The organism is Flavobacterium sp. 140616W15 (assembly GCF_003668995.1).
GTDB lineage: Bacteria > Bacteroidota > Bacteroidia > Flavobacteriales > Flavobacteriaceae > Flavobacterium.
Map to the genome: position 1 here is coordinate 1,227,655 of NZ_CP033068.1, position 25,363 is coordinate 1,253,017.

Annotated in this window: 20 protein-coding genes, 1 tRNA gene and 1 pseudogene; 15 read left to right on the forward strand and 7 right to left on the reverse strand. The window is 31.9% G+C overall.

Annotated features, from left to right (window positions below; all coding sequences use genetic code 11):
- Positions 1 to 68 precede the first annotated feature (68 nt).
- A complete protein-coding gene (locus EAG11_RS05340; RefSeq protein ID WP_129538246.1) occupies positions 69 to 551 on the reverse strand; it encodes a helix-turn-helix transcriptional regulator in 483 nt (160 codons plus the stop codon).
- 312 nt (positions 552 to 863) lie between these two features.
- Between EAG11_RS05340 and EAG11_RS05345 the strand changes: the two genes are divergently transcribed.
- The 4 genes from EAG11_RS05345 to EAG11_RS05360 all read left to right on the forward strand — a co-directional run bounded on the left by EAG11_RS05345 (position 864) and on the right by EAG11_RS05360 (position 5,785).
- Positions 864 to 2,018, forward strand: a complete 1,155-nt coding sequence (locus EAG11_RS05345) for a M14 metallopeptidase family protein (protein WP_129538247.1) — start codon at positions 864 to 866, stop codon at positions 2,016 to 2,018.
- A gap of 77 nt (positions 2,019 to 2,095) precedes the next feature.
- Positions 2,096 to 2,575 (forward strand): Lrp/AsnC family transcriptional regulator, encoded by a 480-nt coding sequence (locus EAG11_RS05350; protein WP_007805990.1) that lies wholly within the window; start codon positions 2,096 to 2,098, stop codon positions 2,573 to 2,575.
- Between the two features lie 96 nt (positions 2,576 to 2,671).
- Complete coding sequence (locus EAG11_RS05355) at positions 2,672 to 5,257, forward strand: phosphoenolpyruvate carboxylase (RefSeq protein WP_129538248.1); 2,586 nt, start codon at positions 2,672 to 2,674, stop codon at positions 5,255 to 5,257.
- 12 nt (positions 5,258 to 5,269) lie between these two features.
- Positions 5,270 to 5,785: a DinB family protein gene (locus tag EAG11_RS05360; RefSeq protein WP_129538249.1), complete on the forward strand. Its 516-nt coding sequence runs from the start codon at positions 5,270 to 5,272 to the stop codon at positions 5,783 to 5,785.
- Between the two features lie 304 nt (positions 5,786 to 6,089).
- Here EAG11_RS05360 and recQ read toward each other — a convergent pair.
- The 5 genes and pseudogenes from recQ to aroB all read right to left on the reverse strand — a co-directional run bounded on the left by recQ (position 6,090) and on the right by aroB (position 12,527).
- Positions 6,090 to 8,199: pseudogene (recQ, locus tag EAG11_RS05365) on the reverse strand (DNA helicase RecQ).
- A gap of 85 nt (positions 8,200 to 8,284) precedes the next feature.
- Positions 8,285 to 8,686, reverse strand: a complete 402-nt coding sequence (locus EAG11_RS21645; protein ID WP_164998656.1) for a DNA primase — start codon at positions 8,684 to 8,686, stop codon at positions 8,285 to 8,287.
- Positions 8,687 to 8,695: 9 nt separating this feature from the next.
- Positions 8,696 to 9,664 (reverse strand): deoxyhypusine synthase family protein, encoded by a 969-nt coding sequence (locus tag EAG11_RS05375; RefSeq protein WP_129538250.1) that lies wholly within the window; start codon positions 9,662 to 9,664, stop codon positions 8,696 to 8,698.
- A 98-nt stretch (positions 9,665 to 9,762) separates the two neighbouring features.
- The gene (locus EAG11_RS05380; RefSeq protein ID WP_129538251.1) at positions 9,763 to 11,166 is read right to left on the reverse strand and encodes an arginine decarboxylase; all 1,404 of its coding nucleotides are present in this window, start codon (positions 11,164 to 11,166) and stop codon (positions 9,763 to 9,765) included.
- Between the two features lie 293 nt (positions 11,167 to 11,459).
- Complete coding sequence (gene aroB, locus EAG11_RS05385) at positions 11,460 to 12,527, reverse strand: 3-dehydroquinate synthase (RefSeq protein WP_129538252.1); 1,068 nt, start codon at positions 12,525 to 12,527, stop codon at positions 11,460 to 11,462.
- Between the two features lie 355 nt (positions 12,528 to 12,882).
- Here aroB and EAG11_RS05390 point away from each other — a divergent pair, with 355 nt between their 5' ends.
- Positions 12,883 to 14,052: a proline dehydrogenase family protein gene (locus EAG11_RS05390; RefSeq protein ID WP_129538253.1), complete on the forward strand. Its 1,170-nt coding sequence runs from the start codon at positions 12,883 to 12,885 to the stop codon at positions 14,050 to 14,052.
- A gap of 84 nt (positions 14,053 to 14,136) precedes the next feature.
- Here EAG11_RS05390 and EAG11_RS05395 read toward each other — a convergent pair whose 3' ends face one another.
- Positions 14,137 to 15,924, reverse strand: a complete 1,788-nt coding sequence (locus EAG11_RS05395; RefSeq protein ID WP_129538254.1) for an ABC transporter ATP-binding protein — start codon at positions 15,922 to 15,924, stop codon at positions 14,137 to 14,139.
- Positions 15,925 to 16,126: 202 nt separating this feature from the next.
- Here EAG11_RS05395 and EAG11_RS05400 point away from each other — a divergent pair.
- From EAG11_RS05400 to EAG11_RS05440, 10 genes are all read left to right on the forward strand, one after another.
- Positions 16,127 to 16,204, forward strand: a tRNA-Val gene (locus EAG11_RS05400).
- 176 nt (positions 16,205 to 16,380) lie between these two features.
- Positions 16,381 to 17,544 carry a hypothetical protein gene (locus EAG11_RS05405; RefSeq protein WP_129538255.1) on the forward strand — a complete coding sequence of 388 codons (1,164 nt, stop codon included), beginning with the start codon at positions 16,381 to 16,383 and terminating at the stop codon, positions 17,542 to 17,544.
- A 457-nt stretch (positions 17,545 to 18,001) separates the two neighbouring features.
- Positions 18,002 to 18,397 carry a type VI secretion system tube protein TssD gene (gene tssD / locus EAG11_RS05410; protein WP_129538256.1) on the forward strand — a complete coding sequence of 132 codons (396 nt, stop codon included), beginning with the start codon at positions 18,002 to 18,004 and terminating at the stop codon, positions 18,395 to 18,397.
- Between the two features lie 214 nt (positions 18,398 to 18,611).
- The gene (locus EAG11_RS05415; RefSeq protein ID WP_129538257.1) at positions 18,612 to 20,477 is read left to right on the forward strand and encodes a type VI secretion system Vgr family protein; all 1,866 of its coding nucleotides are present in this window, start codon (positions 18,612 to 18,614) and stop codon (positions 20,475 to 20,477) included.
- Positions 20,478 to 20,479: 2 nt separating this feature from the next.
- Complete coding sequence (locus tag EAG11_RS21650) at positions 20,480 to 20,653, forward strand: hypothetical protein (RefSeq protein WP_164998657.1); 174 nt, start codon at positions 20,480 to 20,482, stop codon at positions 20,651 to 20,653.
- On the forward strand, positions 20,637 to 22,103 hold the full coding sequence (locus EAG11_RS05420) for a phospholipase effector Tle1 domain-containing protein (RefSeq protein WP_129538258.1): 1,467 nt from the start codon (positions 20,637 to 20,639) through the stop codon (positions 22,101 to 22,103). The genes EAG11_RS21650 and EAG11_RS05420 overlap by 17 nt, the downstream gene beginning before the upstream one ends.
- Positions 22,096 to 23,235, forward strand: coding sequence for a DUF2931 family protein (locus EAG11_RS05425; protein WP_129538259.1), 1,140 nt, complete (start codon positions 22,096 to 22,098; stop codon positions 23,233 to 23,235). The genes EAG11_RS05420 and EAG11_RS05425 overlap by 8 nt, the downstream gene beginning before the upstream one ends.
- A gap of 62 nt (positions 23,236 to 23,297) precedes the next feature.
- Entirely contained in the window at positions 23,298 to 24,380 is a 1,083-nt protein-coding gene (locus EAG11_RS05430; protein WP_129538260.1) for a DUF2931 family protein, read from the forward strand.
- Positions 24,381 to 24,382: 2 nt separating this feature from the next.
- Positions 24,383 to 24,721 (forward strand): hypothetical protein, encoded by a 339-nt coding sequence (locus tag EAG11_RS05435; RefSeq protein ID WP_129538261.1) that lies wholly within the window; start codon positions 24,383 to 24,385, stop codon positions 24,719 to 24,721.
- Between the two features lie 283 nt (positions 24,722 to 25,004).
- Positions 25,005 to 25,307, forward strand: coding sequence for a hypothetical protein (locus EAG11_RS05440; protein WP_129538262.1), 303 nt, complete (start codon positions 25,005 to 25,007; stop codon positions 25,305 to 25,307).
- The last annotated feature ends 56 nt before the right edge of the window (positions 25,308 to 25,363 follow it).

Below are 25,363 nucleotides of genomic sequence, written 5' to 3' on the forward strand. Positions count from 1 at the left end.
TTTTAATAATTCTCAGAATTGTGCAAACGAAAAAGCTTAAAATTTTCAAAAGCACACAAAATATAAATTTAAGGTATGTACGCTTTAAATGTTCCGTTTTTATAAAAGAACACAATTTTCTCTATTTCTCCAGAAGAGGTATTGGAAATTGTGTTTTTTATTTCTGGAGCATTTTCTTCAATTATTTTTTTCTCATTTTTCTCATTCGTTTTTTCGATCTCTAAAAATAAATCTTCAGGGATGAAATTGCTATTTGAGAAAATAGGAGCAATGGGTTGTTCGATTTCTTGTGGAATTGGATTTGTTGTAACTTCTTCATTTTCGTTTTTAGGGAAAGATCCTTTTCCGTTTAAAACCCAATACAAATCTATATCGGGAAAAACCTCAATAATTTTTAATATAAAATCTAAGCTAGGTTTGTTTCTGCCCGAAAGGAGGTGGGACATACTAGAGCGTTGTACTCCAATTTTATCCGCAAATGAAGAGGCGCTTAAGCCATAATATTCTAATATGATTTCCAATCTTTTTATAAAATCCTCGATGTTTACCATTGTAAATTGTTTTTTAAATTAAGACGGTTTACAAATGTAATTAAAATAGGGTAAAATACCAATTATACAATTGTAAATAGTGTAATTCGCCGTATTTGGTTAATACTTAAGCTTTAATTAATGTTGTATAAGTGCTTAGTAATTATTTGTTTGGATGTGTTTTTGTAAGGGAGTAACAAATGTCACTAAAAAGAAGATTGAGCAATGCTATTTGGAAGAAATAAGCGTTTACAAATGTAGATTATTAAAAAAACTTACTGTTTACAATTGTAAAAATAAAGATGTTTACTTTTGTAAACCAAACAATACAACATGAATTTAGAAGAATTATTTAGCTTACATAAAGAACAAACTATAGAAGGAAGGTATCTTACCTTAGATGCAATAACTCCTTTATTAGAGAAATTAAATACGAATAATCAGGTTGAGATTATTGGTAAATCTGTTTTGGGAGAACCTATATATAGTTACAAAATTGGAACAGGTGAAACTCGAATTTACCTTTGGTCTCAAATGCATGGAAATGAAAGTACAACTACAAAAGCTTTGTTTGACTTTATTAACGTGCTGAATAGTGGTTCTGATTTTGCGAATAAATTACTTGAAACGTTTACTTTTTATAGTATCCCTATACTAAATCCTGATGGAGCGAAGTTATATACTCGTGAAAACGCTAATAAAGTTGATTTAAATCGTGATTCGCAGCAGTTAACGCAACCAGAAAGTAAAGTGTTAAGAGCGACTTTTGAAGAGTTTAAGCCTCATTATTGTTATAATTTACATGATCAACGTACAATTTTTGGAGCTGGCGATACAGGGAAGCCAGCAACAGTATCATTTTTGGCTCCAGCATATAATGAAGAGCGAGAGATAAATGAGTCGCGTACGAAGGCGATAGATCTGATTGTAGCTATGAATGATGTTTTGCAAGATTATATTCCAGGACAAGTAGGGCGTTTTGATGATTCTTTTAATATTAATTGTATAGGGGATACGTTTCAGTATTTAGGAGTGCCTACAGTTTTGTTTGAGGCGGGGCATTTTCCTAATGATTATGAAAGAGAAATCACAAGAAAATATATCTTTTTTGCTCTGATCTCAGGGTTTAAAGCATTAAGCGAAAACGATATAGTTATCAATGGAATTAATAAATATTTGAATATTTCACAAAATAAAGTCGTTTTTTATGATTTTATGTATAAAAACATCAAAATAAATTATGATGGTATTGAAATAATCACGAATTTTGCTGCACAATACAAAGAGGAATTGATTGAAAATAAAATTTGTTTCACTGCTTATGTTACTGAAGTTGGTGAATTAGAGAATTATTATGGTCATTTTGAATACGATGCCAAAGGAGCAGAATATACAGATGATTTTGATAATTTTCCGAAAACAAGCCAGAAAGCAGATTTTTATTTAAATAAAAACATAAAATTTGTTAATGGACTGATAAAAGGATAGGTTTTTTGTCGTTTTGTTATTTTTTATATATATTTTTATACTTTGTAATAGTAATTAGTAATATTAATTAAAGAACTATGAGTAAATTTCGTTTGGATGAAGTAGATCACCAGATATTAGACATGTTGATAGACAACACAAGAGTACCGTTTACTGACATTGCAAAAAAACTATTGATATCTGCAGGAACAGTGCATGTGAGAGTGAAAAAAATGGAAGATGCCGGAATAATAATGGGGTCTTCATTAGCATTGGATTATGATAAATTAGGATATTCATTTATAGCTTATGTAGGTGTTTTTCTTAATAATACGTCTCAAACAAAATTTGTTTTAGAGCGTATTAATCAGATTCCTTTTGTAACTGTTGCTTCTGTAACTACAGGTAAATTTAATATTTTCTGTAAAATTAGAGCAAAAGATACTAAACATGCGAAAGAAGTTATCTTTATGATTGATGATATCGAAGGAGTATATAGAACAGAAACTATGATTTCATTAGAAGAAAGTATTAATGATAAAAAGCGATTGATGCATACTATTTTTAAAAATATGTAATTGATCTTGAATGCTATATTGAATATAACCTCAAGTTTTTCTTGGGGTTTTTTTATGAAAAATTAACTATTAACAACCAACCAACTATAACACATTATGTATACGCTTCCCAAAATAGAACGTTTTAACCAAGACGTTCTTTCTAAATACCATATTTATAATAGTGTTTTTATTACTTTGCCATTCGACTCTATTGATAATACTGGGGTTTTACTTCCTTTATTTACCGAAGTTTGCGAAACAGGCTTTAAAAAACAAGAAACACCTAAAGAGATTGTAAATTTTTTCTCAGGAAAGTATTTAAATGATGCTTCAGAGACAGATAAAATCGATTTGATGTTTCGATTTATTCAATATATCGAGCGCCAAATTGTATTATTTGATGCTATAGAGGATGCAGCGTTTCCAACTGTAAATAACATGGAAGGAAGAGGCTCGCTTCGTGATATCAAAGAAAAAACGGATGCTAAAGAGATGGAAGATGAACTAATTGAGTTTTTAGAAAGCTTTAATGTTCGTACTGTTTTAACGGCACATCCTACACAGTTTTATCCAGGTCCTGTATTGGGAATTATTAATGATTTGACAGAAGCTATTCGTTCAAATGATTTGCTTAAAATCAAGAAATTGCTAGCTCAGCTAGGAAAAACTCCATTTATACAAAATGAAAAACCTAATCCTTATGATGAAGCAGTTAGCTTGATTTGGTACTTGGAGAACGTATTCTACGAAACTTCTGGTGAAATAGTGCATTACCTTCAAAAAAACATTTTTCACGGCAAATCGATTCAGAATCCTTTGGTGAAACTTGGGTTCTGGCCAGGTGGAGATCGTGATGGGAATCCGTTTGTAACAACAGCTATTACATTAAAAGTAGCAGAACGTTTAAGAACTTCAATTCTTAAATGTTACTATGTTGAGATGCGAAACTTAAAAAGAAAATTGACATTTGCAGGAGTGGATACATTGGTATCTGACCTTGAATATAAATTATATCGTTCCGTTTTTTATTCTAAAGGAGAGATTTATATCACTCTAGACGAGTTTAAAACACAATTAAATACGATTAAAGAGATTATTGTTGAGAAGCACCAGTCCTTGTATTTAGATGAATTAGAAGCGTTGCTTATCAAAATAAATCTATTTGGGTTTTATTTTGCAACGTTGGATATTCGTCAGAATAGTAAAATACATGATGCTGTTTTTAAAGATGTTGTGACGTATTATCTAAAGTCAGATCCTTTAGTATTTCCTGCTAATTATTATGATTTACCTGAGAATGAAAAAATAGCAGTACTTTCAAAAGTAAAAGGAAATCTGGATCCAAATGTTTTTGAAAACGAAATTACTAAGTCAACAATTGAGTCTATACAAGCTATTAAAATTATTCAGGAGAATAATGGGGAGTATGGAGCAAATCGTTACATAATCAGTAATAACGAAAGTGCATTGAATGTAATGGAGACTTTTGCTTTAATCAGGCTAAACAACTGGGATAGTCCAACTGTTGATATTATTCCGCTATTTGAATCTGTTGATGATTTGCAAAAAGCTCATGAAATTATGGAGCAATTATATACAAATCCTGAATATGCAAAACACTTGATCGAAAGAGGAAACAAACAAACGATAATGTTAGGTTTCTCTGACGGTACAAAAGATGGTGGGTATTTAATGGCAAACTGGAGTATTTATAGAGCCAAAGAAGCGCTAACTGAAATTTCTAGAAAATACGGAATTAATGCTATTTTCTTTGATGGACGTGGTGGACCACCTGCTCGTGGAGGAGGAAAAACACATAAATTCTATGCTTCGTTAGGGCCAAAAATAGAAAATAACGAAATTCAGATTACTGTTCAGGGGCAAACTATCAGTTCTAATTTTGGTACATTAGATTCTTGTCGTTATAATTTAGAAAATTTATTAAGTGCTGGAGTTACAAATCAGGTATTTAGTAAAGGTAAAAATGAGTTGACTGTAGAAGAAAAAGATGTTTTAGATCAGTTAGCAGAACTTGGGTATCAAGAATACTTAAGTTTTAAGAATCATCCTAAATTCATTCCTTATTTAGAGAAGATGAGTACTTTAAAATATTACTCAAAAACAAATATTGGTAGCCGACCATCAAAAAGAAGTAAGTCAGAAAAATTAGATTTCGCTGATTTACGTGCCATTCCGTTTGTGGGTTCTTGGAGTCAATTAAAACAAAATGTACCTGGTTTCTTTGGAGTCGGTTCTGCATTAAGACATTTTGAAGAAACGAACCAATGGGAAAAAGTTCAGGATTTATACGATAATTCATTATTCTTTAAAACCTTGTTAGAAAATAGTATGATGTCATTGGCGAAATCATTTTTGCCATTAACAGCTTACATGAGAAAAGATCCTGAATTTGGAGAGTTTTGGCAAATTATCTATGATGAGTTTTCAGAAACAAAACGTTTATTGCTCAAAATTGCAGGGCATAAAGAACTAATGGAAAACTATCCTGATGGTAAAGCATCAATTCAAATAAGAGAGCGTATAGTATTGCCATTGTTAACAATACAGCAATATGCATTGTTGAGAATTAATGAATTAAACAAGCAAGATCAAGTCGATGATGAATTGATTAAAGTATATGAGAAGATAGTAACACGTTCTCTCTTTGGAAATACAAACGCAAGTAGAAACTCAGCTTAAATTTAATTTATTATGTTAGCATCACAATTATTAGAAAATGAATATTCAGGCGGATTTACAACTTATGTTCAAGAAGCAGGAAATGTAAATTTGATTGAAGAATTAGAAATTTCATTACATGATTTTATACGATTTGTTCAAAATATTCCGATGGATAAATTTGATTATCGTTATGCTGAAGGGAAATGGACAATCAAAGAAATCATTCAGCACATAATCGATACCGAACGTATTTTTGCATATCGTGCTTTACGATTCTCTAGAAATGATAAAACAGCATTGCCTAGTTTTGATGAAAATGATTATGTAGGCAATACTAATGCAAATAGCAGAGGGCTTCAGGATTTATTAACTGAATTGTCTGCTGTAAGGCATTCTAATTTATTGTTCTATAAAAGTTTATCAGAAGAACAGCTTAAAAGAATTGGTACTGCTTCTAATAATCAGATGTCAGTTCGTGCTTTAGGTTTTGTTATTATTGGTCACCAAAAGCATCATCAGAAAGTTTTTCAAGAAAGATATTTGTAGTAATAAAGGTTATAATTAGATATTTAAAATCCTGTGAAGTACTAATTCACAGGATTTTTTTATGGAGCTAATCCTGCTTCCCGATAGCTATTGAGACACTGTATCTTTTTATTTTTAAAGAAAAAATAAAAAGAATGTCGTTCCTATCAGGGCTAAGGAATATCTTAATTTCTAAAAAATATGCTATTAAAATATCAATTTTGTCTTCCTGATCGGAGTCGAAGGATAGTTACAATTTGGCTTTATCTTTGTCAAAGTTCAAAACTTTGACAAAGATTTGGTTGCGTAATATTTATGATACGTTTTAATAATTCTTCTCGATTATTGCAAGACCTAATCGAATTTTGTCATAAGAAATTTGTTCTTCAAGAAAATCAAAATAAGGTTTTAGAGTATCTGGGTTTTCAAGTTTTACTTGGGCATCTCTTATCTTAAAAATTTCAGCATCTGATACGTAGTCGGATAAATCGATATCGTGTCCATCGACGTATAATTTTGCTAAATGTGACGCAATTGTTGAAATCCCTAGCTTTCTTTTTGCGGCAATTGCTTCAATAGAAACTCCTTCCTGAAATAATTCTAGTGTTACTTTATAGGTAGTGCTTTCTTTTTTTGATTTTACTTGAGGTTTTTTTTGTTTTTTTGAAACTCAATTATGGCGTTTACAAAATCAGGGCCATATTTTTCAAGTTTAGCTTTTCCAACGCCATCAATTACTATTAGTTCATCATCACTCATTGGGCGTAATGTCTCCATTTGTCTTAAAACAGCATCACTAAAAATAACATAAGCAGGAACTTCTTCTTCTTTTGCAATATTATATCGCAGTTGACGAAGTATTTCGAAAGAGAATTAGATTTGGCTTTGGTTGCTTTTTCTTTTATTTCTATACTTTCAGTAGATTTTTTGACTACAGTTGTTAGTTTTACTTTTTCACCTTCAAATAAGACTTTTTTAGCAAAAGGAGTCAGTAGAATTTTATTATGCTGATGAAAGGCAATTTCGCAATAACCTAAATTTATTAGTTGAATTAGATATTGATTCCAATCGTACCATGAGATATCAGTGCCAATTCCGTAAGTTTTTAGATTCTGATAGTCGTTTTCGTATATATGTGCATTTTTAGAACCTCTAAGAAAATCCACAATAACTGGTAAGGTTTCTTTTTCTTGTAAACGTGTAATTGCCGAAAGCGCCTTTTGTGCTATAAGAGTTCCATCAAAAAACCTTGGTGGATTTTTACAAATATCGCAATTGCCACAATTTTCATTTACTAATTCCCCAAAATAAGAAAGCAATATTTTTCTGCGACAGCTCAAAGCATCCGCATATTGTTTCATTCGTTCTAGTTTTGCAAGTTGTACTTCGGCATTTAACCCTTCCGAAGCAAATTTTTGCAGTTGAATTACATCACTATAGCTTTCAAATAAAATGGTTTCTGAAGGTAACCCATCACGGCCAGCTCTTCCAATTTCTTGGTAATAACCTTCAATATTTTTTGGTAAATTATAATGAATCACCCAGCGTACATTCGATTTGTCGATACCCATTCCAAAAGCAATTGTAGCACAAACTACCTGACAATCATCGTTAATGAAATCATCTTGAGTTTTGGAACGTAGTTTGCTATCCAAACCTGCATGATATGCTTTGGCATTAATTCCTTTTTTCTTTAATTTTTGGGCAAGTTCTTCCGTTGTTTTTCTGCTCAGGCAATATATAATTCCAGATTCATTGGGTTTGGTTTCAATAAAATCGATGATCTGTTTTACTCTGTCGAGAGCAGGGCGTACTTCTAGACTTAAATTTTTTCTGTCAAAAGAGGCGACAACGGTTTTTGGGTTGTTTAAATTAAGCTGCTTTGTAATATCGGTTCTAGTTGCTTTATCAGCAGTAGCTGTTAATGCTAATACAGGAGTAGAAGGGAAGCGATTTTTTAAATATCCTAAATTAGTATATGCTGGACGAAAATCATGACCCCAAGCCGAGATACAATGTGCTTCGTCTATCGCTATTAGGCTTATTGTGAGTTGGTTAAAAAGTACATCGAGATAAGATAAGCTCTCAGGAGCAATATAAACCAATTTTATAGTGTTAGATTTTAAACTTTCCATATAAAATTGCTGCTCTTGTTCGGTTTGGCTACTATTTATGAAGCAAGCTGTAATTCCGTTTGCTTTTAAACTATCCACTTGATCTTTCATTAAGGCAATAAGAGGAGAGATTACTATTGTGATTCCTGGCAATAATAGGGCGGGTAACTGAAAACAGATTGATTTTCCTCCACCAGTTGGCATAATAGCTAAAGTATCCTGACCTGAAAGTATTGTATTTATTATATCTTCTTGGTTTGGTCTAAATTTTTCGAATCCAAAATTTTCCTTTAGTTTGGCATGTAATAGCGCAGTATCCATCGGCTTATATTTTTGTAGGTAATTTACTAAATAAAAAAGGAACTCATGTGTGAGTTCCTTTTTTATTTTGAAATATTCAGATTAATTAATCTTCATCATCTTCGTCATCATCCTCATCGGCGATGTCTTTATCATTATCTTCGTCGTCGTCGTCTCCATCAAGATCTGGTTTGTCCAGATTCTCGTCTTCGTCTTCGTCGTCTGCATCATCTTCTAAATCAAGACCTTTAATTGGTTCGATTGTGTCAACGTCTGCGTCGATTTCATCATCTTCATCGTAATTTTCAATTCTATCAGCAAGTTTAGTACTAATTTTCACTAAATAAATAGTGTCTTCTGTGCGTACTTCAACAGCTTCTATTAATTCGTTTTTAGCATTTCTAAAACGGATAACATCCGAATCATCATAACCATCAGGAAATTTCTCAACTAGTAAGTTTAAAATTTCGTTGGTAAGTTTAGCGTAATCAACTATTACTCTTTTCATAAAGTTATTCTATAAATCTAATAAATATGCAAAAATTAATGGTGCTACAATGGTAGCGTCTGACTCAATAATGAATTTTGGAGTTTTGATATCTAGTTTACCCCAAGTAATTTTTTCATTAGGAACAGCTCCAGAATACGAACCATAACTGGTTGTTGAATCTGAAATTTGGCAGAAATAGCTCCAAAATGGAACATCATGCATTTCCATATCTTGGTACAACATTGGTACCACGCAAATTGGGAAATCTCCAGCAATACCACCACCGATTTGGAAAAATCCAATTCCGTTAGTACTGTTTTTAGGATACCAATCAGAAAGGAAAACCATGTATTCGATTCCAGATTTCATCGTAGATGCTTTTAGTTCACCTTTGATTACGTATGAAGCGAAGATATTTCCCATTGTACTATCTTCCCATCCTGGTACAATAATAGGTAAATTTTTCTCTGCTGCAGCATACATCCAGCTATCTTTCAAGTCAATTTCGTAATATTCTTCTAATACTCCAGAAAGTAACATTTTGTACATGAATTCATGTGGGAAATAACGTTCTCCTTTATCATCTGCATCTTTCCATATTTTGTAAATATGTTTTTGCAAACGACGGAATGCTTCATGTTCTGGGATACAAGTATCTGTAACTCTGTTTAATCCTCTCTCTAATAATTCCCACTCATCTTGTGGAGTTAAGTCACGGTAGTTTGGTACTCTTTCATAGTGAGAGTGCGCTACTAGGTTCATGATATCTTCTTCAAGATTTGCTCCTGTACAAGAAATAATTTGAACTTTATCCTGACGAATGATCTCAGCAAAAATCTTTCCAATTTCGGCAGTACTCATTGCTCCAGCCATACTTACCATCATTTTGGCACCATTAGCCAATTGTTGTTCGTATGCTTTTGCTGCATCTACTAATGATGCAGAGTTAAAGTGTAAATAGTGTTTCTCAATAAACTGACTAATTGGTCCTTTCATTTTTTCTTTTTTTTATGATTTCAAAGGTTGAAAGCCTTTAAAGATTGTTATGCAAATTAATAAATTTTATAATTATTTAGTGCAATTTGCGATTTTTTTTATTGTTTTTTACTGTACCCTAATATCTTTAATACTTCATCTGATGTTTGCTCTTGAGAAAATACCTCAGTTGCCAAAAATCCATTTTCGTCTCTATCAATTAAAATATGCTTTGGTTGCGGGATTAAACAGTGGTGTAATCCTCCGTAACCTCCAATTGTTTCTTGATAAGCTCCTGTGTTAAAGAAACCAATATACAAAGGTTTTTCTTTATTGTATTTAGGTAAATAAATGGCATTCATATTTTGCTCAGAATTGTAATAATCGTCACTATCACAAGTAAGACCACCTAATAGAACCCGTTCGTAAGTATCATTCCACCGGTTTACGGCTAGCATAATAAATCGTTTGTTGATTGCCCATGTGTCAGGTAAAGTGGTAATGAAAGACGAATCAATCATATTCCATTTTTCTCTGTCATTTTGTTGTTTTTGGTACAAAATCTGATAAATAGCACCTCCGCTTTCACCTACGGTAAATGAACCAAATTCAGTAAAAATATTAGGAACATCTACTTCAGCTTCGTCACAAGCAATTTTAATTTGATTGATAATCTCATCAATCATATATTGGTAATCGTACTCAAAAGCCAATGAGTTTTTAATAGGGAATCCTCCACCAATATTTAAACCATCAAGAGTAGGGCATTCCTTTTTTAAAGCTACATAAACTTTAATACATTTTACTAATTCGTTCCAGTAATATGCATTGTCGTTGATACCAGTATTAATAAAGAAGTGTAGCATTTTCACTTCTAAATTTTTATTTTCTTTGATCTCTTTTTTGTAAAAAGGAACAATGTTTTTGTATCCAATTCCTAATCTTGAAGTGTAGAACTCAAATTTTGGTTCTTCTTCAGCAGCAATTCGGATTCCGATTTTAAATTTCCCTTTGATTTCTGCTTGAAGCAAATCAAGTTCTTCGTAGTTGTCTATAATCGGAATGGTATTTTTATGACCATTGTTTATAAGTCTTGCAATATTTGTAACGTATTGGTCTCTCTTGAAACCGTTACATATAATGTGCGTGTTTTTGTTGATTTTACCATTTTCTAATAAATTCTCTGCAATATTAATGTCAAATGCAGATGAAGTTTCTATATGGATATTGTTCTTGAAAGCTTCATTCATTACGAATTCAAAATGAGAACTTTTAGTACAATAGCAGTAATAGTATTTTGCTTCGTATTTATTTTTTTCCATCGATTTTCTAAACCAACTTTTTGCTTTGTTGATGTTGTTAGAAATTTGAGGTAAATAAGTAAATTTTAATGGCGTACCATATTTTTCTACCAATTTCATCAAATCGATATTGTGGAAATGTAGGTTGTCTTTGTTTAATGTGAATTCCTCTTGAGGAAAGTAATAAGTTTGATTTATTAAATCAGAATATTTTGTATTCATTGAAATGGATGTATTTTAAATTAAATTAGTTGTAAACAATAAAATAATCTAAAATTCAAACTCTAATATTTGCGAACACGATCTGTAGTTTCTCGTGCTCAGCTTTTAAGCATTGAAAGATATCAAAACAAAAGTTTCCTTTTATATTGTAAAAACGGTTCAATATCCTCAGGAATGAGGCATTGGCGTGGTTTCTATATGAACCAAATTGTTTTTGTTTTTGACTTTTTTTCACGGTGCAAATGTAAAAAATATTATATACGTAAAGCAAAGCTTTTTTATTAAAAAATAAGTTAAGATTTGTAATCTTGAAAGGAGTTAAGAATCAATTCATTTTCAACGGATTGATTGATTTTGATTTTTCCGATTCCTTCAATCAACGCAAACTGAATTAATCCATATTCATTTTTCTTATCATGAATTAACAATTCTAAGATTGGCTCTATATCATTTTCTTCAATAATGACATCGTCATAAATTGATTTTATAGTCGATTTTATCTGAGAATATTCTTCTTTAGTAAGTAGGTTTTTGTGTAATGAGATATAACTTTCGAGAATCATACCAATAGCAATTGCTTCACCATGTAGTAATGTTTTCTTGTTCTCATTCTCTAAAAAATAACTTTCTATGGCATGTCCTAATGTATGTCCGAAATTTAAAGCCTTACGAATATGTTTTTCGGTAGGGTCTTGCATTACAATTTCGTTTTTAATTTCTACAGAACGGTATATTAATTCATCAAGATCTGCAAAATCGATAGCTTTTAAGTCTAAAAACTTTTCCCAATAAGTAGCATCGTAAATTAATCCGTGCTTTAGCATCTCTGCAAGGCCAGAGCGCATTTCGCTTTGTGATAAAGTTTCTAAGTATTGTGTATCAATTAATACCATTTTAGGAACATTGATAACACCAATCTGATTTTTAAGATTTCCTAAGTCAACACCATTTTTACCACCTACAGAAGCATCTACCATAGATAGTAAGGTGGTAGGGATGTGTATAAAATCGACTCCACGTTTAAATGTAGAAGCTACAAAACCACCTAAATCGGTAACAACACCACCGCCAAGGTTAATTATCAATGTTTTTCTGTCGGCACCAAGTTCAGTTAGTACTTTCCATATTTCGATACAAGTTTCAATGTTTTTATTGATTTCACCCGATTCAAACTCGATAATCTCTATAGTAAGGTCGGTTTCTAATAAAGGTAGAAATTTAGGTAAGCAATGCTCATTTGTGTCTGTATCTACAACGATGAATAAATTAGAATACTTATTTTCGTTTAAATGATTATTTAATGCTTTGTATGCATTTTCATTAAAATGAATAGGGTAATTATTGGCGTGAATTGATTGCATGTTGTTTGTAGTTAATTGAAAGCGCAAAAATAAGTTATTTTAAACTAAAATATATTCAAACTCGCTCTCTAATTTGTTTAAATTATTCTATTTGTAAATAGTTTATGTTATTTAAATGTTTCTACAGGATACTTCTATCTGATGTAGAATATTAGGGAAAATTGAAATAGAACTAACTATGTAAATAATTATTTTAATAATGTTAATTGCTTGTTGTTCTATTATATATATGTCGCGATAGCGTTTAATCTTGTTTATTAGTTGTTTTAAGTAGTAATTGATGTGAAATAATGAATTTTTAACAAAAAAAGTATTCAAACTCTCACTATATTTGCATAAAAAAAAATCCCTAATAATGGAAAAAATATTTAATAATACACAAGTTGCATTTTCGTTAAAAAGTGATACAGAACTTGAGAGAGCTTATTTTCTTTTTAAAATGATTGCCAATCAACCATTAGTTCGTATTGGAACAGCCGTTACAAACTTTGCTTTAAAAGCAAATTTACCTGTAGAGAAATTAATTCGCGCCACAGTTTTTGATCATTTTTGTGGAGGAGTAAATGAAGATGACTGTATTACTGTTGTTGACAAAATGTACACTAAAGGTGTTTGTTCAGTATTAGATTATTCAGTTGAGGGAAAAGAAGAAGAGGAGCAATTTGATGCTGCTTTAAAAATGACTTTAAAAACAATTGAGTTTGCTAAAGAACGAGAAGCAATTCCGTTTGCGGTTTTCAAGCCAACTGGTTTAGGTCGTTTTGAATTGTATGAAAAATTAGGTGAGAAACAAACTTTAAGCCCTGCTGAACAAACAGAGTGGAATAGAGTAGTAGAGCGTTTTGATATTGTATGTAAGGAAGCGCATAAAAATGATGTTGCTTTACTTATTGACGGTGAAGAAAGTTGGATGCAAGATGCTGCCGATGATTTAGTTACTGAAATGATGCGTAAATACAATAAAGAGAAAGCAATTGTATTTAATACATTACAGATGTATCGTTGGGATCGTTTGGATTATTTGAAAAAATTACATGAACAAGCTAAAGCTGAAGGTTTCTTTATAGGAATGAAATTGGTTCGTGGTGCTTATATGGAAAAAGAAAATAAAAGAGCTGAAGAGAAAAAATATGTTTCTCCAATCTGTGTTTCTAAAGAAGCTACCGATATTAATTATGATGCGGCAGTTTTATATATGTTAGAGCATTTAGATACAATGTCTATTTTTGCAGGAACACACAACGAAAATAGTTCTTATACTTTGATGCAATTAATGCAAGATAGAGGGATTAAAAATAACGACCACAGAATTTGCTTCGGTCAGTTATATGGTATGAGTGACAATATTAGTTATAATCTGGCTGAAAATGGATATAATGTTGCTAAGTACCTTCCGTTTGGACCTGTAAAAGATGTTATGCCATACCTTATCCGTCGAGCAGAAGAAAACACTTCGGTTGCCGGACAAACAAATAGAGAGTTAGAACTTTTAAAAACAGAGCGTAAGAGAAGAAAAGAGAAGTAGTTTTTAGTCTCAGTCTCAGTTAATATAAAAAACTCCAATCAATTTTTTTGATTGGAGTTTTTTTATGAATTTTAATTTTAAAATCTAAGAGTTATTAAACTGTAGATTACTTAAATTTTTATAGGTTCCGTTTTCTAGCGCTATTAATTCTTGGTGAGTTCCTTGTTCCGAAATTACTCCGTTGTCAAGAACTAGAATTTGATCGGCGCTACGAATGGTTGATAAACGGTGTGCGATGATTATACTTGTTCTTCCTTGCATCAAAATTTCTAATGCTTCTTGAACTAATTTTTCACTTTCACTATCCAATGATGATGTTGCTTCATCAAGAATCAAAATGCTTGGGTTTTTAAGTAATGCACGTGCTATAGCTATGCGCTGACGTTGTCCGCCAGAAAGTTTAATTCCTCTTTCTCCAACCAGTGTATCGAATTTTTCAGGGAATCCTTCAATAAAGTTAAACGCATTGGCTTGTTTGGCTGCTAATAAAATTTCTTCTTCAGTCGCATCTGGTTTTCCATAGGCGATATTTTCTCTAATAGTTCCTCCAAACAAAATTACATCTTGAGGAACAATACTCATGTTCCCTCTTAGGTTTTCTAAATCATAATCGTAAATGTTTTTTCCGTCAACAATGATTTCTCCTGCATCAATATCATAAAAACGTAATAATAAAGAAGAGATTGTTGATTTTCCAGCCCCACTTGGCCCCACGATTGCAATCTTCTGTCCGAATTTTGCAGTAAAATTAACATCTTTTAGAACCATAATTTCTTTTCTTGACGGATAGCTGAATTGTACGTTCTTGAACGTTACATTTCCTTGTATTTTTTCGATAGCCGTTGAATTTTGGTTCGAGTTTATTTTCTCTGGTTGCTCATCTAATAATTCAAAAACACGTTCGGTTGCACCAATTGCTTTTTGAATTTGTGCATACAATTCGGCGATTCCACCAAACGAAGCTCCAACAAAAGTAGAGTAGAGTACAAACGAAATTAATTGACCTACGCTCATTTCGCCCGCAATACTTAATCGTACTCCATACCAAACTACGGCTACGATAGCTCCAAACAAACAGAATATAATAAATGAAGCAAAGTAGCCACGGTATTTACCTCCTTTGATTGCTAGTTTTACTACTTCTTTGATTTTTCCGTTATAACGTGCGATCTCGTACCATTCATTAGCAAAAGCTTTTACGATGCTAATTCCTTGCATTGTTTCTTCAACAATTACCTGACTTTCGGCAACTTGGTCTTGTACTTTTTTTGAATATTTACGAATGAAACGACCAAAAATAACTGCTGCAACTGCCACAAGCGGAACGACAGATAGCATTAATAAGGTTAGTTTTAAACTTTCGGTAGCCAATAAAATAACTCCTCCTATAATTAGTATAAACTGACGTAAGAATTCTGCAATTGTCGATGTTAAGGTATCTTGTATCTGAGTAATGTCGGCACTGATACGGCTATTTAATTCACCTACACGTTTTTGTGAAAAGAATGACATTGGTAATTTTACCAAATTACTGTAAAGTGCCGAACGTAGATTTGCTAGCGTATTTTCGGTGAAATTTACAAATAATGATAGTCTGAAGAAAGAACAGATAGACTGTAAAAAAAGAATAACAACCAGTCCGAGTGCGATCATATTGGCCTCGGAGTTGTCTTTGTTCTTAACACAATCTATTAACATTCCCATTAATTTAGGGAAAGCTAATGCCGTTGCTCCTGTAAAAAGTAAAAAAACCAATCCAACATAAAATTTCCATTGGTGGTTTCCTGCGTATTTAAATATTATTGTTGCTTTATTGAGTGAAGTAGCGGTTATTTTTGATTTAGGTAAATCATTTTCTTTGAATCTTGCCATTGTATAATATATATAAATACAAATGTATGACTATAGCGAGTTATTACAAAAGAATTATACCATTTCGTGATGTAATTAAAGTGTTGTAAAAGAGATGTGTAAAAAAAACTTTAAATTTATTTAAAAAAAAGGCTTGTAATTATGAATTCTAGCTGTATATTTGCACACGCAATCAGGATATGATAGCAACCTAAGTAAAATAGGGCGATTAGCTCAGCTGGTTCAGAGCACCTCGTTTACACCGAGGGGGTCGGGGGTTCGAACCCCTCATCGCCCACCAAGAAACTCCTTAAGAAATTAAGGAGTTTTTTTTATGCCTTTTTTTGAAATAATTTTTGGCATAAGTAGATAATTTTAGGGTAATCCACAAAATAGTAAGTAAATCTTATCGTTATCAGAATTATATACAAGTTTGTAGTAATTTTATCTCCGAAAGCTTAAAATTGAACAAAAAACATGAAAAAAATTATTTATTATTTGATTATTAGTGCTCTTTTGGTGTTATTGTTTTTAGATAGATGTACGCCCCATAATATATCAACAAATGATTTTTTTAAGCCAAAATGGTATAAAAATTTTAAAAGCCTAATAGAAAAACCGCAATCTGAAAATTATGAAATTTTACCAGTGAATGGTACTTTTCCAATATTGTATGATAGCATTAATAATGATTATTACGTTTCTAATAATAAAGGATTAACAAAATATAATTATTTAGGAAATATTATTATATCAGATGATTTAGCAAAAGAAAAATTTACATCTGTTTTTGATTTTGCAAATTTTATACCGTATGTATTTGCTGAAAATGGAGTGTATGATTTTTCAGGAAAGAAGCTGGTATATACTAAATTTTCGCAAATACTAAATTTTAAAAATGAAATTAAAGACAGCGATTTTAAAATACTTTTTGAGAAATATTACAAAGATGCTGAAATGGTAGTTTATGACACCAATAGGAATTTTGATTATCTAGCCGAAAATTATCCAATGTATTTTAAAATTAAAAACTATTGGATTTTATTATTCTCACAAAAAGGAGATTATAGGTTTACGCATTCTGGAAGTAATAAATTGGAAAATGATACTATTGGTCAGATTGATTTTTTAAATTTTCCCGCAAAATTTGCCGATAAAAGGTTAATTGTTTTAAAAAACCAAAAAACCGGAATTTATTCAACCAAACAGATTGGCGAAAAAATAGATGATGATTATCTAAAAATGTATTATACACAACTGTTAAAGGAGCAAAAGTTGGATTACCAAACTTCAAATTCAATCGAATTGCTTTCTCGCAAAAAAGATGAGTATTATTTTACTGGAGGTTTCTTTGATTTTCCAGATTGGGTTTTTCCATCGTTTATTAATACAGCCTACTTTCAAGTTGCTTATAACAACGAAAGTTTGTTTTTCAAAGAGAAAGCAATAAAATATTTTAAAGACTCCAAATGTAAAAATGATTTATATTTATATGAATTACCCAAGCATTTGAGAACAAAATCAAAAGTGGCTTTTTTGCATTATGATATCAATATTGGCGGCTATATGAACGATAGCACAGGTATCGTTGAGCCTATCATAAAAAATGGAGGATTGTATATTTTGAAACAAAAAAACTAACGCTAACAGTCCTATTAGGTGTTCGATTGTAATCACTGGTGCTATACTAAGAAACTCCTTAATTTCTTAAGGAGTTTTTTTATGCCTTTTTTTGAAATATTTTTTTGCACTTAAAGGGGATCAAGTGCAAAAGTTGGGATTATCTAAAAATATTGGATAATCTAAATACGGGTAATTTAGAGTTATAATCTTACTTTTTCGTTATATTGATTTTAATTTTTTTATGAAAATAGTACAAAATAATTTGTTTGTTTCATTTGTAGTCATATATTTACATTAATATTGATTACGAATCACTCTCATCTTCCTACCAAGAAGTAAATCAAAAAAGTACTTTTAAGTATAAAAAAGAGGTATTCTAAGATCAGTTTAGGCTACCTCTTTTTCTGTTTATATTAGTCAGACATTAGAGAGAGGTTTCTAAAAAATAATTTTTAACAATTTAACAATTTATATTATGGCATTTAAAGCAATTTTAGAATTCGAGGGAAACGATTATCAAGTATTATTCTCAAAAGTAGAGATGATAAGACATACTGATGGTAAAGGTGCAGTTTCATCTGAAATTAAAGGAGGAAGATTAAATTTAAAAGTAAAATCTACAGATAATACTACTGTTATTGAGCAGGCAGTAAACAGTCAGCACAAACCAGTAAGTGGGAAAGTGAAATTTTTCAAAGCCGATTCTGAGCAAGTAATGAAAGAACTTTCTTTTGAGAATGCTTTTATTGTTTTCTTTAGTGAGCAATTAGATGCTTTGGCTGAAACTCCAATGGTAACTGAGATTACTTTTTCTGCAGAAAAAATTACATTAGGTAATGCTACATTAGATAACAATTGGGCTAAAATTTAATTTCTCAATTGACAAGAAGCGGTAATGCATCGCTTCTTGTTTCTTTCATTATACAATTTCTTCAAAAACATTGAATAAGTATCACTTCTATTTTCAGAACATGATATTTTTAGCTTAAAATTGAATTCTCCATAAGAACTTTAGAAACAAGAGCTTAAGACTATAATCTATTTAAGTTAAAATTTTAAAAATCAAACTTATAATTAAACATATTATGGTCATTTCTAAAATTACATTTGGTATTGATAGAAAAGAAATTTCACATTTCACTACTATTGAGCTACATCAAACGATTAATAACCACCATCATTTTACAATTAGTGTTCCGCATTCTGTGGTCGAAAAACCAAGAGCATACACTATAGAGAGTGCTCAGAATTGGCTGGGAAAAGTGGTGCATATTGCCTTTGAAAATAATAATAACTTTTTAGGAATAGTGACCAATGTCCAATATGCCCAAGAACTAGGACATGTGGGAAGCCAAATTATTATTTCTGGTTATTCTAAAACGATACTTCTAGAATCAGGAGCAAAACTCAATTCTTGGGAAGACACCAATTTGCATGATATTATTGAGGAAGTAATACAAACAACAGCAGGTGAACAATTACAAAACAACATTAAACCTGAGCTCGGTAGTAATTTAGGCTATCAAACCCAATATCTCGAAACCGATTTTCAATTCATACAACGCTTGGCCAAACAATACAACGAATGGCTGTATTATGATGGAGAAAAACTATTTTTTGGCAAACCAAATGTTAGTATGGATTTTACAAAATTGATTTATAACAAAGATCTTTATAACCTAAATATTTCTGTTCAGGCAATTCCTAATCAATTTGAAGCATTTACCTATAACGAAGATATCAATAAACTGTATCAAGCTAAGACTAGAGACGAAATAGAAGGGTTTCCAAAGTTGGGCACTGATGCTATAACAGCTTCTCAAAAACTATATGCTACATCTTCATTAGAATATGGCAGAATAGCCACTGGAGACGATATGTATTTGCAAACCATACTGCAAAACCGTCAGCAAAGTGCCGCAACAGAATCTAATTTTATAACCGCCACTAGTCGAAACAGAAGTTTACGAATAGGCATGAGTATTAGCATAGATGCCATGCAGGTAAAAGATAAATTAACGGCATTTACCAGTGGACAAGACATTAATAAAATCAACTACGAAACCAACGAAGTAGGGATTTATATCATCACCGAAATAACACATAAAGCTAGCGACATAGGTGAGTATGAAAATACTTTTAAAGCCTTGCCTGCCAAAATACGCAAGTTACCAGAGCCAAACATCAGCTTTCCTATAGCTCAAATGCAACAAGCAGAAGTAGTAGCCAATGATGATCCAAAAGGGCAGGGCAGAATACGTGTAAAGATGCTATGGCAAGCCACCAAACAACAACGTACACCATGGTTACGAGTAATGACACCCGATGCAGGAACCAGTGGTGAAGTCACCACCAATCGAGGAATGGTTTTTATTCCCGAAGTAGGAGATCATGTGATGCTTGGTTTTCGCTACAATGACCCCAACAGACCATTTGTAATAGGAAGTTTGTTTAATGGGAAAATTGGTGCTGGCGGTCAAGCAGACAATAATATTAAAAGTATTTATACCAGAACCGGAAGTACCATAACCTTTGATGAGGGTGCAAGTAGCATATTAGTAAAAGACCCATCAGGCAATACTTGGTTTATGGATGGGAAAGGAAATATTAATGTTACTGCCCCAAAGAATATTACAATGCAGGCAGGAGAAGATTTTATTGTCAACGCAGGTAAAAATGTAAAAATTGATGCAGGAGAAAATATGGATTGTGACGCAGGTAAAAATATTTCGCAAACGGCGGGTAACGATTTAACCCAAACAGCAAATGGTGATATTACTGAAAGTTCCGATAATAGAAAAGAAATGGTTGATAAAGATTTTATGTGTCAGGCAAAAATCTCTAATGTGGTAGCTTCTAGTGTTACTATTTTCAGCAATAAAGAAAATTTAACCCTGAAAAGTGGTAAGACGGTTGAAGTTAATAGTGCAGAAAAATCTAAAATGTTTTAATTATGGCAATCTATAAAATTTGTAAAAACAGAAAAGTGACGGTTAATAATGAATATACTTTAATAGTAGGTGGTACATTAACAAAAATCGCAAACCAATCTAATATTGAAGCTACAACAGAGAACCTTACTTTAATTTCGAATAAAAAGATAACGGCAGATGGCAACAAACATTAGTTTCGGCTATTACACGCCACCAGATAAAACGGAAAACACGATAAAGCAAATTACCTTAGCAGTACTATTTGATGGTACCTTAAACAACCAGCGTAATACTTACATTAGGAAAGAAAAAGAAAAAAAGGAAAAAGGAGATTTATATGATAAAGAGGCGGTAAAAGATGATCCTTGGGGGGTAGACAAAGACAGTTATGACAATGATTATTCGAATGTTGCCAGAATGCAGGAATTTTATCTTATAGGAAAGGATAAAGCATTATATGTTGAAGGCATAGGCACTCTGGATGGAGATACTGATACTGTTGCGGGGTATCTTACAGGAACAGGCGAAACAGGCATAAGAGCAAAAGTGCGTATTGGCTGCAAAAAAGTTTTTGACGAGGTATCTAAAGTTAAGAGTCCAAAAGTAAATTTAGTTTTAGATGTCTTTGGTTTTAGCCGTGGCGCAGCAGCGGCAAGAGCTTTTATTAATGAAATCACCAAAGAGTGGTACTCTGCTAGTAAGGTGTGGAATGCAGAGCAAAAAAAATACGACTACTATGATCTGGATTTAAAGCAAGTCGAGAAAGAACAGTTGCCCAAACGAGGTCATTTGGGCTTGTTATTCGAGACAAATAAAATTGAAATCAATGTCTTGGAAATTAGATTTGTAGGGTTATATGACACTGTTTCGTCCTATGGTGTTAATTTTAATGACGATACGAAAGCTAAAGGTGATGTTAAGGAAATTAATTTGAGAGCAATAAGTAATCGTGCTGTCAAAAATGTGGTACAAATAGCAGCTGGTCATGAATGGCGCAAAAACTTTAACCTTACCAATATTAATAGTGCCACAACTAGAGGCTTTCAATACACATTACCTGGCTGTCACTGTGATATAGGAGGGGCTTATGAAAATGGAAATTATGAGCAGAAGCATTTGGTTAAAATGGATAAAGAAGGCATAGCTACACTAATAAAATACGGGGTCGCAAGTAAACAATTTGAATATTTTAAAGAAAAACACAAAAAAGAGTTGGTAGAGAGTGGCTGGTATAAACCTGATCAGTTAAAATATATAATGATTACAGACAATCATAACATTATATACAAAGGGACTCGCTATATAGATCAGAGATACAGTTTTCTTTCCTTACACTTTATGTGTGGGTTTGCTAAAGAAAAAGAGGCAGGATTTGATATGGACGGTATAAATAGAAAATTTAGAATACCTGAAAAAGCTGGAGATAAAGAACACATTTTGAGTTATGTAAAAAAGAAACTAGAAGCGTACATCCAGGCTGTAAAAGATACTGAAGATTACACACGTTTGCCCATATCTTATCAAAATTATCTTGATTTTGCCAATGAAAAAATACTCATTAACACCAACCTGCATTGGTCGGCCACAGAAAAAACGGGTCATGAACCAAGAGCGAATAATATAAGAACAGTAATAGATGGATAATCCTAGAAAACAATTAATCAATATTATACTCTTAAGTATTTTGAGTATAAACCTAACTTCTTGCCAATATTTTACCATGAAAGAATATAAATATGATGCTTATGCCAGTTGCGATAAACAATACCAAATTACTGTTTATTCCAGCTCTTTTCACACCCCCAATGGCTTTTTACCACTTGTAGGGCCTACTGGTACATTAGGAGGTCCTTGGGGCTCAGGTGGTAATGATGCAGTAGGGGATGGATTTAATGAAGTGCCGAAAGATTTGAGAATTCATTTTTATTCAGAAACTGAAGATAAATTTTATGAGAGCACTTTTGATTTGCCGTCCGAAGAAATAGAAAAGATGCTACAAGAAGAAAGTACAGACCCATCTAATCAAGGTAAAACCTTTGATGACGAACAATCCGGCAGAAAATTAAAATACATGAAGTATGACCAGATCATTGCAGGCGTTTCTTTAGGAGGGGAAGTTACCGTTTGGATGGCAGGCATGAGAGAGCAAAAATTAATAGCGACCTATTATGCAAAAGAAGTAACAAATGTAAAATGGAAGAATATATCTGAATACGGTACTCGTGAAGAAAATATGCAAGACAACATGAATAAAATATTTTCAGAAAAAGTAAAACAAGAAATAAAAAGCAACACATTGCCCTATACATTATGGCAAACTTATAAAGAAAAATACAATTGGTCCTTTAAACTCATAGGTACCAATGGAGAGCAATTAAATGAGATTTATTTTAGAATGATCAATGCGGAAGAAGAAAGTGTCTATAGCAACAATCCCTTATTAAATAGTGATCCTCCTCAGTCTAGGGCTATTCCTTATAATTTAGAGCCAAGATGGCAAGATGCATCTGGACAAAAATATGTTGCTGATGTTATGTTAAGAGAAGACATTATATATTATCTAAATAGATATCATTCTGAAATAATTAAGGATAAAAACCCACAAGATTTTCAAGAAGAAGAAATATTTAAAGCATTCAATAGTTTGGATAAAAGCAAACCCATCGAAATCTTATTTAAAGTTAACGGTTCTAATAAAGAATGTAATGTAATCATAAAACAAGAAAGTAAAGAAATCCCATTAACCAAAATAATTGTCAGGGTTTTTGAGGATTAATTGTGGAGTTTATTTACTCAACTATGGAATTTTAGGCAAAAGAAGAAAAAAGCACCCAGCTCATGAAAAAAACAATGCTTTTATTGCTTTTAGCAATAACAATAAATTCATGTATGGAAAAAAAGTATGAGTGGTCAGCAGATATTTCTGCACCAAGAGAATATCCTGTAGAAGTGTACACAGGAGCAGCAGGAGGTTATTTTTTTAGCCAAATGGGAGGATTTAGCAACACTGGTTGGGGAGGCGGAGGCAGTGTAGATTTTATAAAAGCGCCCTTGCCTGATAAGCTCGATATGACATGGTTATCGTATGTTGATGATAAATTTTATGCAGGCGAATGGAAACTCCCTATCGAAAAAATACAACAGCTATTTGATGAGGGTTTTTATGCTAAAAGAGGACAAGAAGTAGTAACAGAACCTTATAAACATATAAAAATTGGATTTGCCCCAAAAGGAATGGTAGTAGTTTGGGTTGCTGGAATTGGAAGACAAGTTGAAGTAGCTCGATTTCAGGCTCATGAAACCATTATAGACCCGAAACTTATTAGCAAAGATGAGAAGTATATGTTTAGAAATGGTTATAGTCAACATAGATTAGAAAACAATTTTGTTATATCTAAAGACGTTCGAGAACAGATTAAGGAATATGGCTACCCACCACCAGAGGTTTATGAGGAATATCGTGAAAAATTCAACTGGAAACCAAAAGTAATCTTACCCGAAGGCAGTAAAATAGCTTCAATGTATATTAAAATGTGTAACGGAGAAATTGAAAATCCGTATGATAGACCAATAGAGCTAAAAAATAGAGCAATTCCTTTTTCTTTTGAAATATTCTGGTCTGTAGGCAGTGGCAAACAAGAACAAGAGTTTGTTTCTAGAATAGCTTTTACGCACGATAAAGAATATTGGGCAAAGTATCTTGATGGTGGAGAGGATGAAATTCCGGTAGATTTTGATAAAAATCAAATTAGAAAATTTTTTAAAGAAGATCTTGATAAAAATAAGGCTGTAGAATTGGTTATAAAAATTGATCCTAATGTTGAGATAAAATCAGAGCGAGTTACTGATTTATATTTAGAACAAGATGGAAAACGATATGAGATAAAAGAAAAGGTAACAAGAACAGGTAAATACGAATAGTTATGAGCGTTATATTTGGACATTATACCCCTCCTAAAAAAGAAGATGAAGTTACGGAACTGACCATTGGTATTTTTTTCGATGGTACTAATAATAATAAAAACAACACCAATGCCAAAGAATATTATGACAAAAGGGCTAGAGGTGAAAAATTAACACCTGAAGAAACCATTTCTGCAGAGGCGTATAGAAAAAACGGTAAAAATTCCCCAAGCAACAGTTATCATAATGCCTGGTCCAATGTTGCACGGCTTCATGATGCTTATCCTAAAAAAATAGCTGTATATAGATTTTCGAGAATATGTGGAAGCACAAATATTAAGACAAAGACCCTACGCTAAAATTTTATTTTTAGAGCTATTGTAGTAGCTAATTTGCCTAGTTATAAAATTTTAAGCCAGTGTTTTAATAAGAAGATAAAAAAATAGTAAGAAAATGATTTACTGGACATACTAACTTAACTACTACAACATATTTGGGCAATATACTTAGTGAGGAAGTTGTTTTTGTATTCAGAATGTTTAGGCAAATCCGAAATGAGTTTTGATTTAATCCTAAACCTCTTGTCGCAAAAGAACTCCGTTAGTGATAATTTTATGAATAGTATAAATGAAGTCGTCAAAAATGAAACGAGATTTAAAGAAACACATTTTATTTAGAATTGTATTTGGACTTATTCCAATTGGAATTCTTGCTAATTTATTTTTTTTACATAAAAAACAAAGTGGGAATAGTGGAATTGGAATAAATGTGCCTCTCTTTTTTGCATTTACTTTATTGATACTATTTGGAGTTTTTCTATTGTTTGAAATGTTTAAATTATTTTATAATTCCAAAATAAAACACGCAATTTCTAATGTTGGAATAATATTACTTATTACAGTTTTATATATTATAGAACTATACTTAAACCATTTATTAAATTAATAAAAATTTAGAAATCATATGTTGGAGTGAGCGGTATCGCTCATGAACATAAAAAT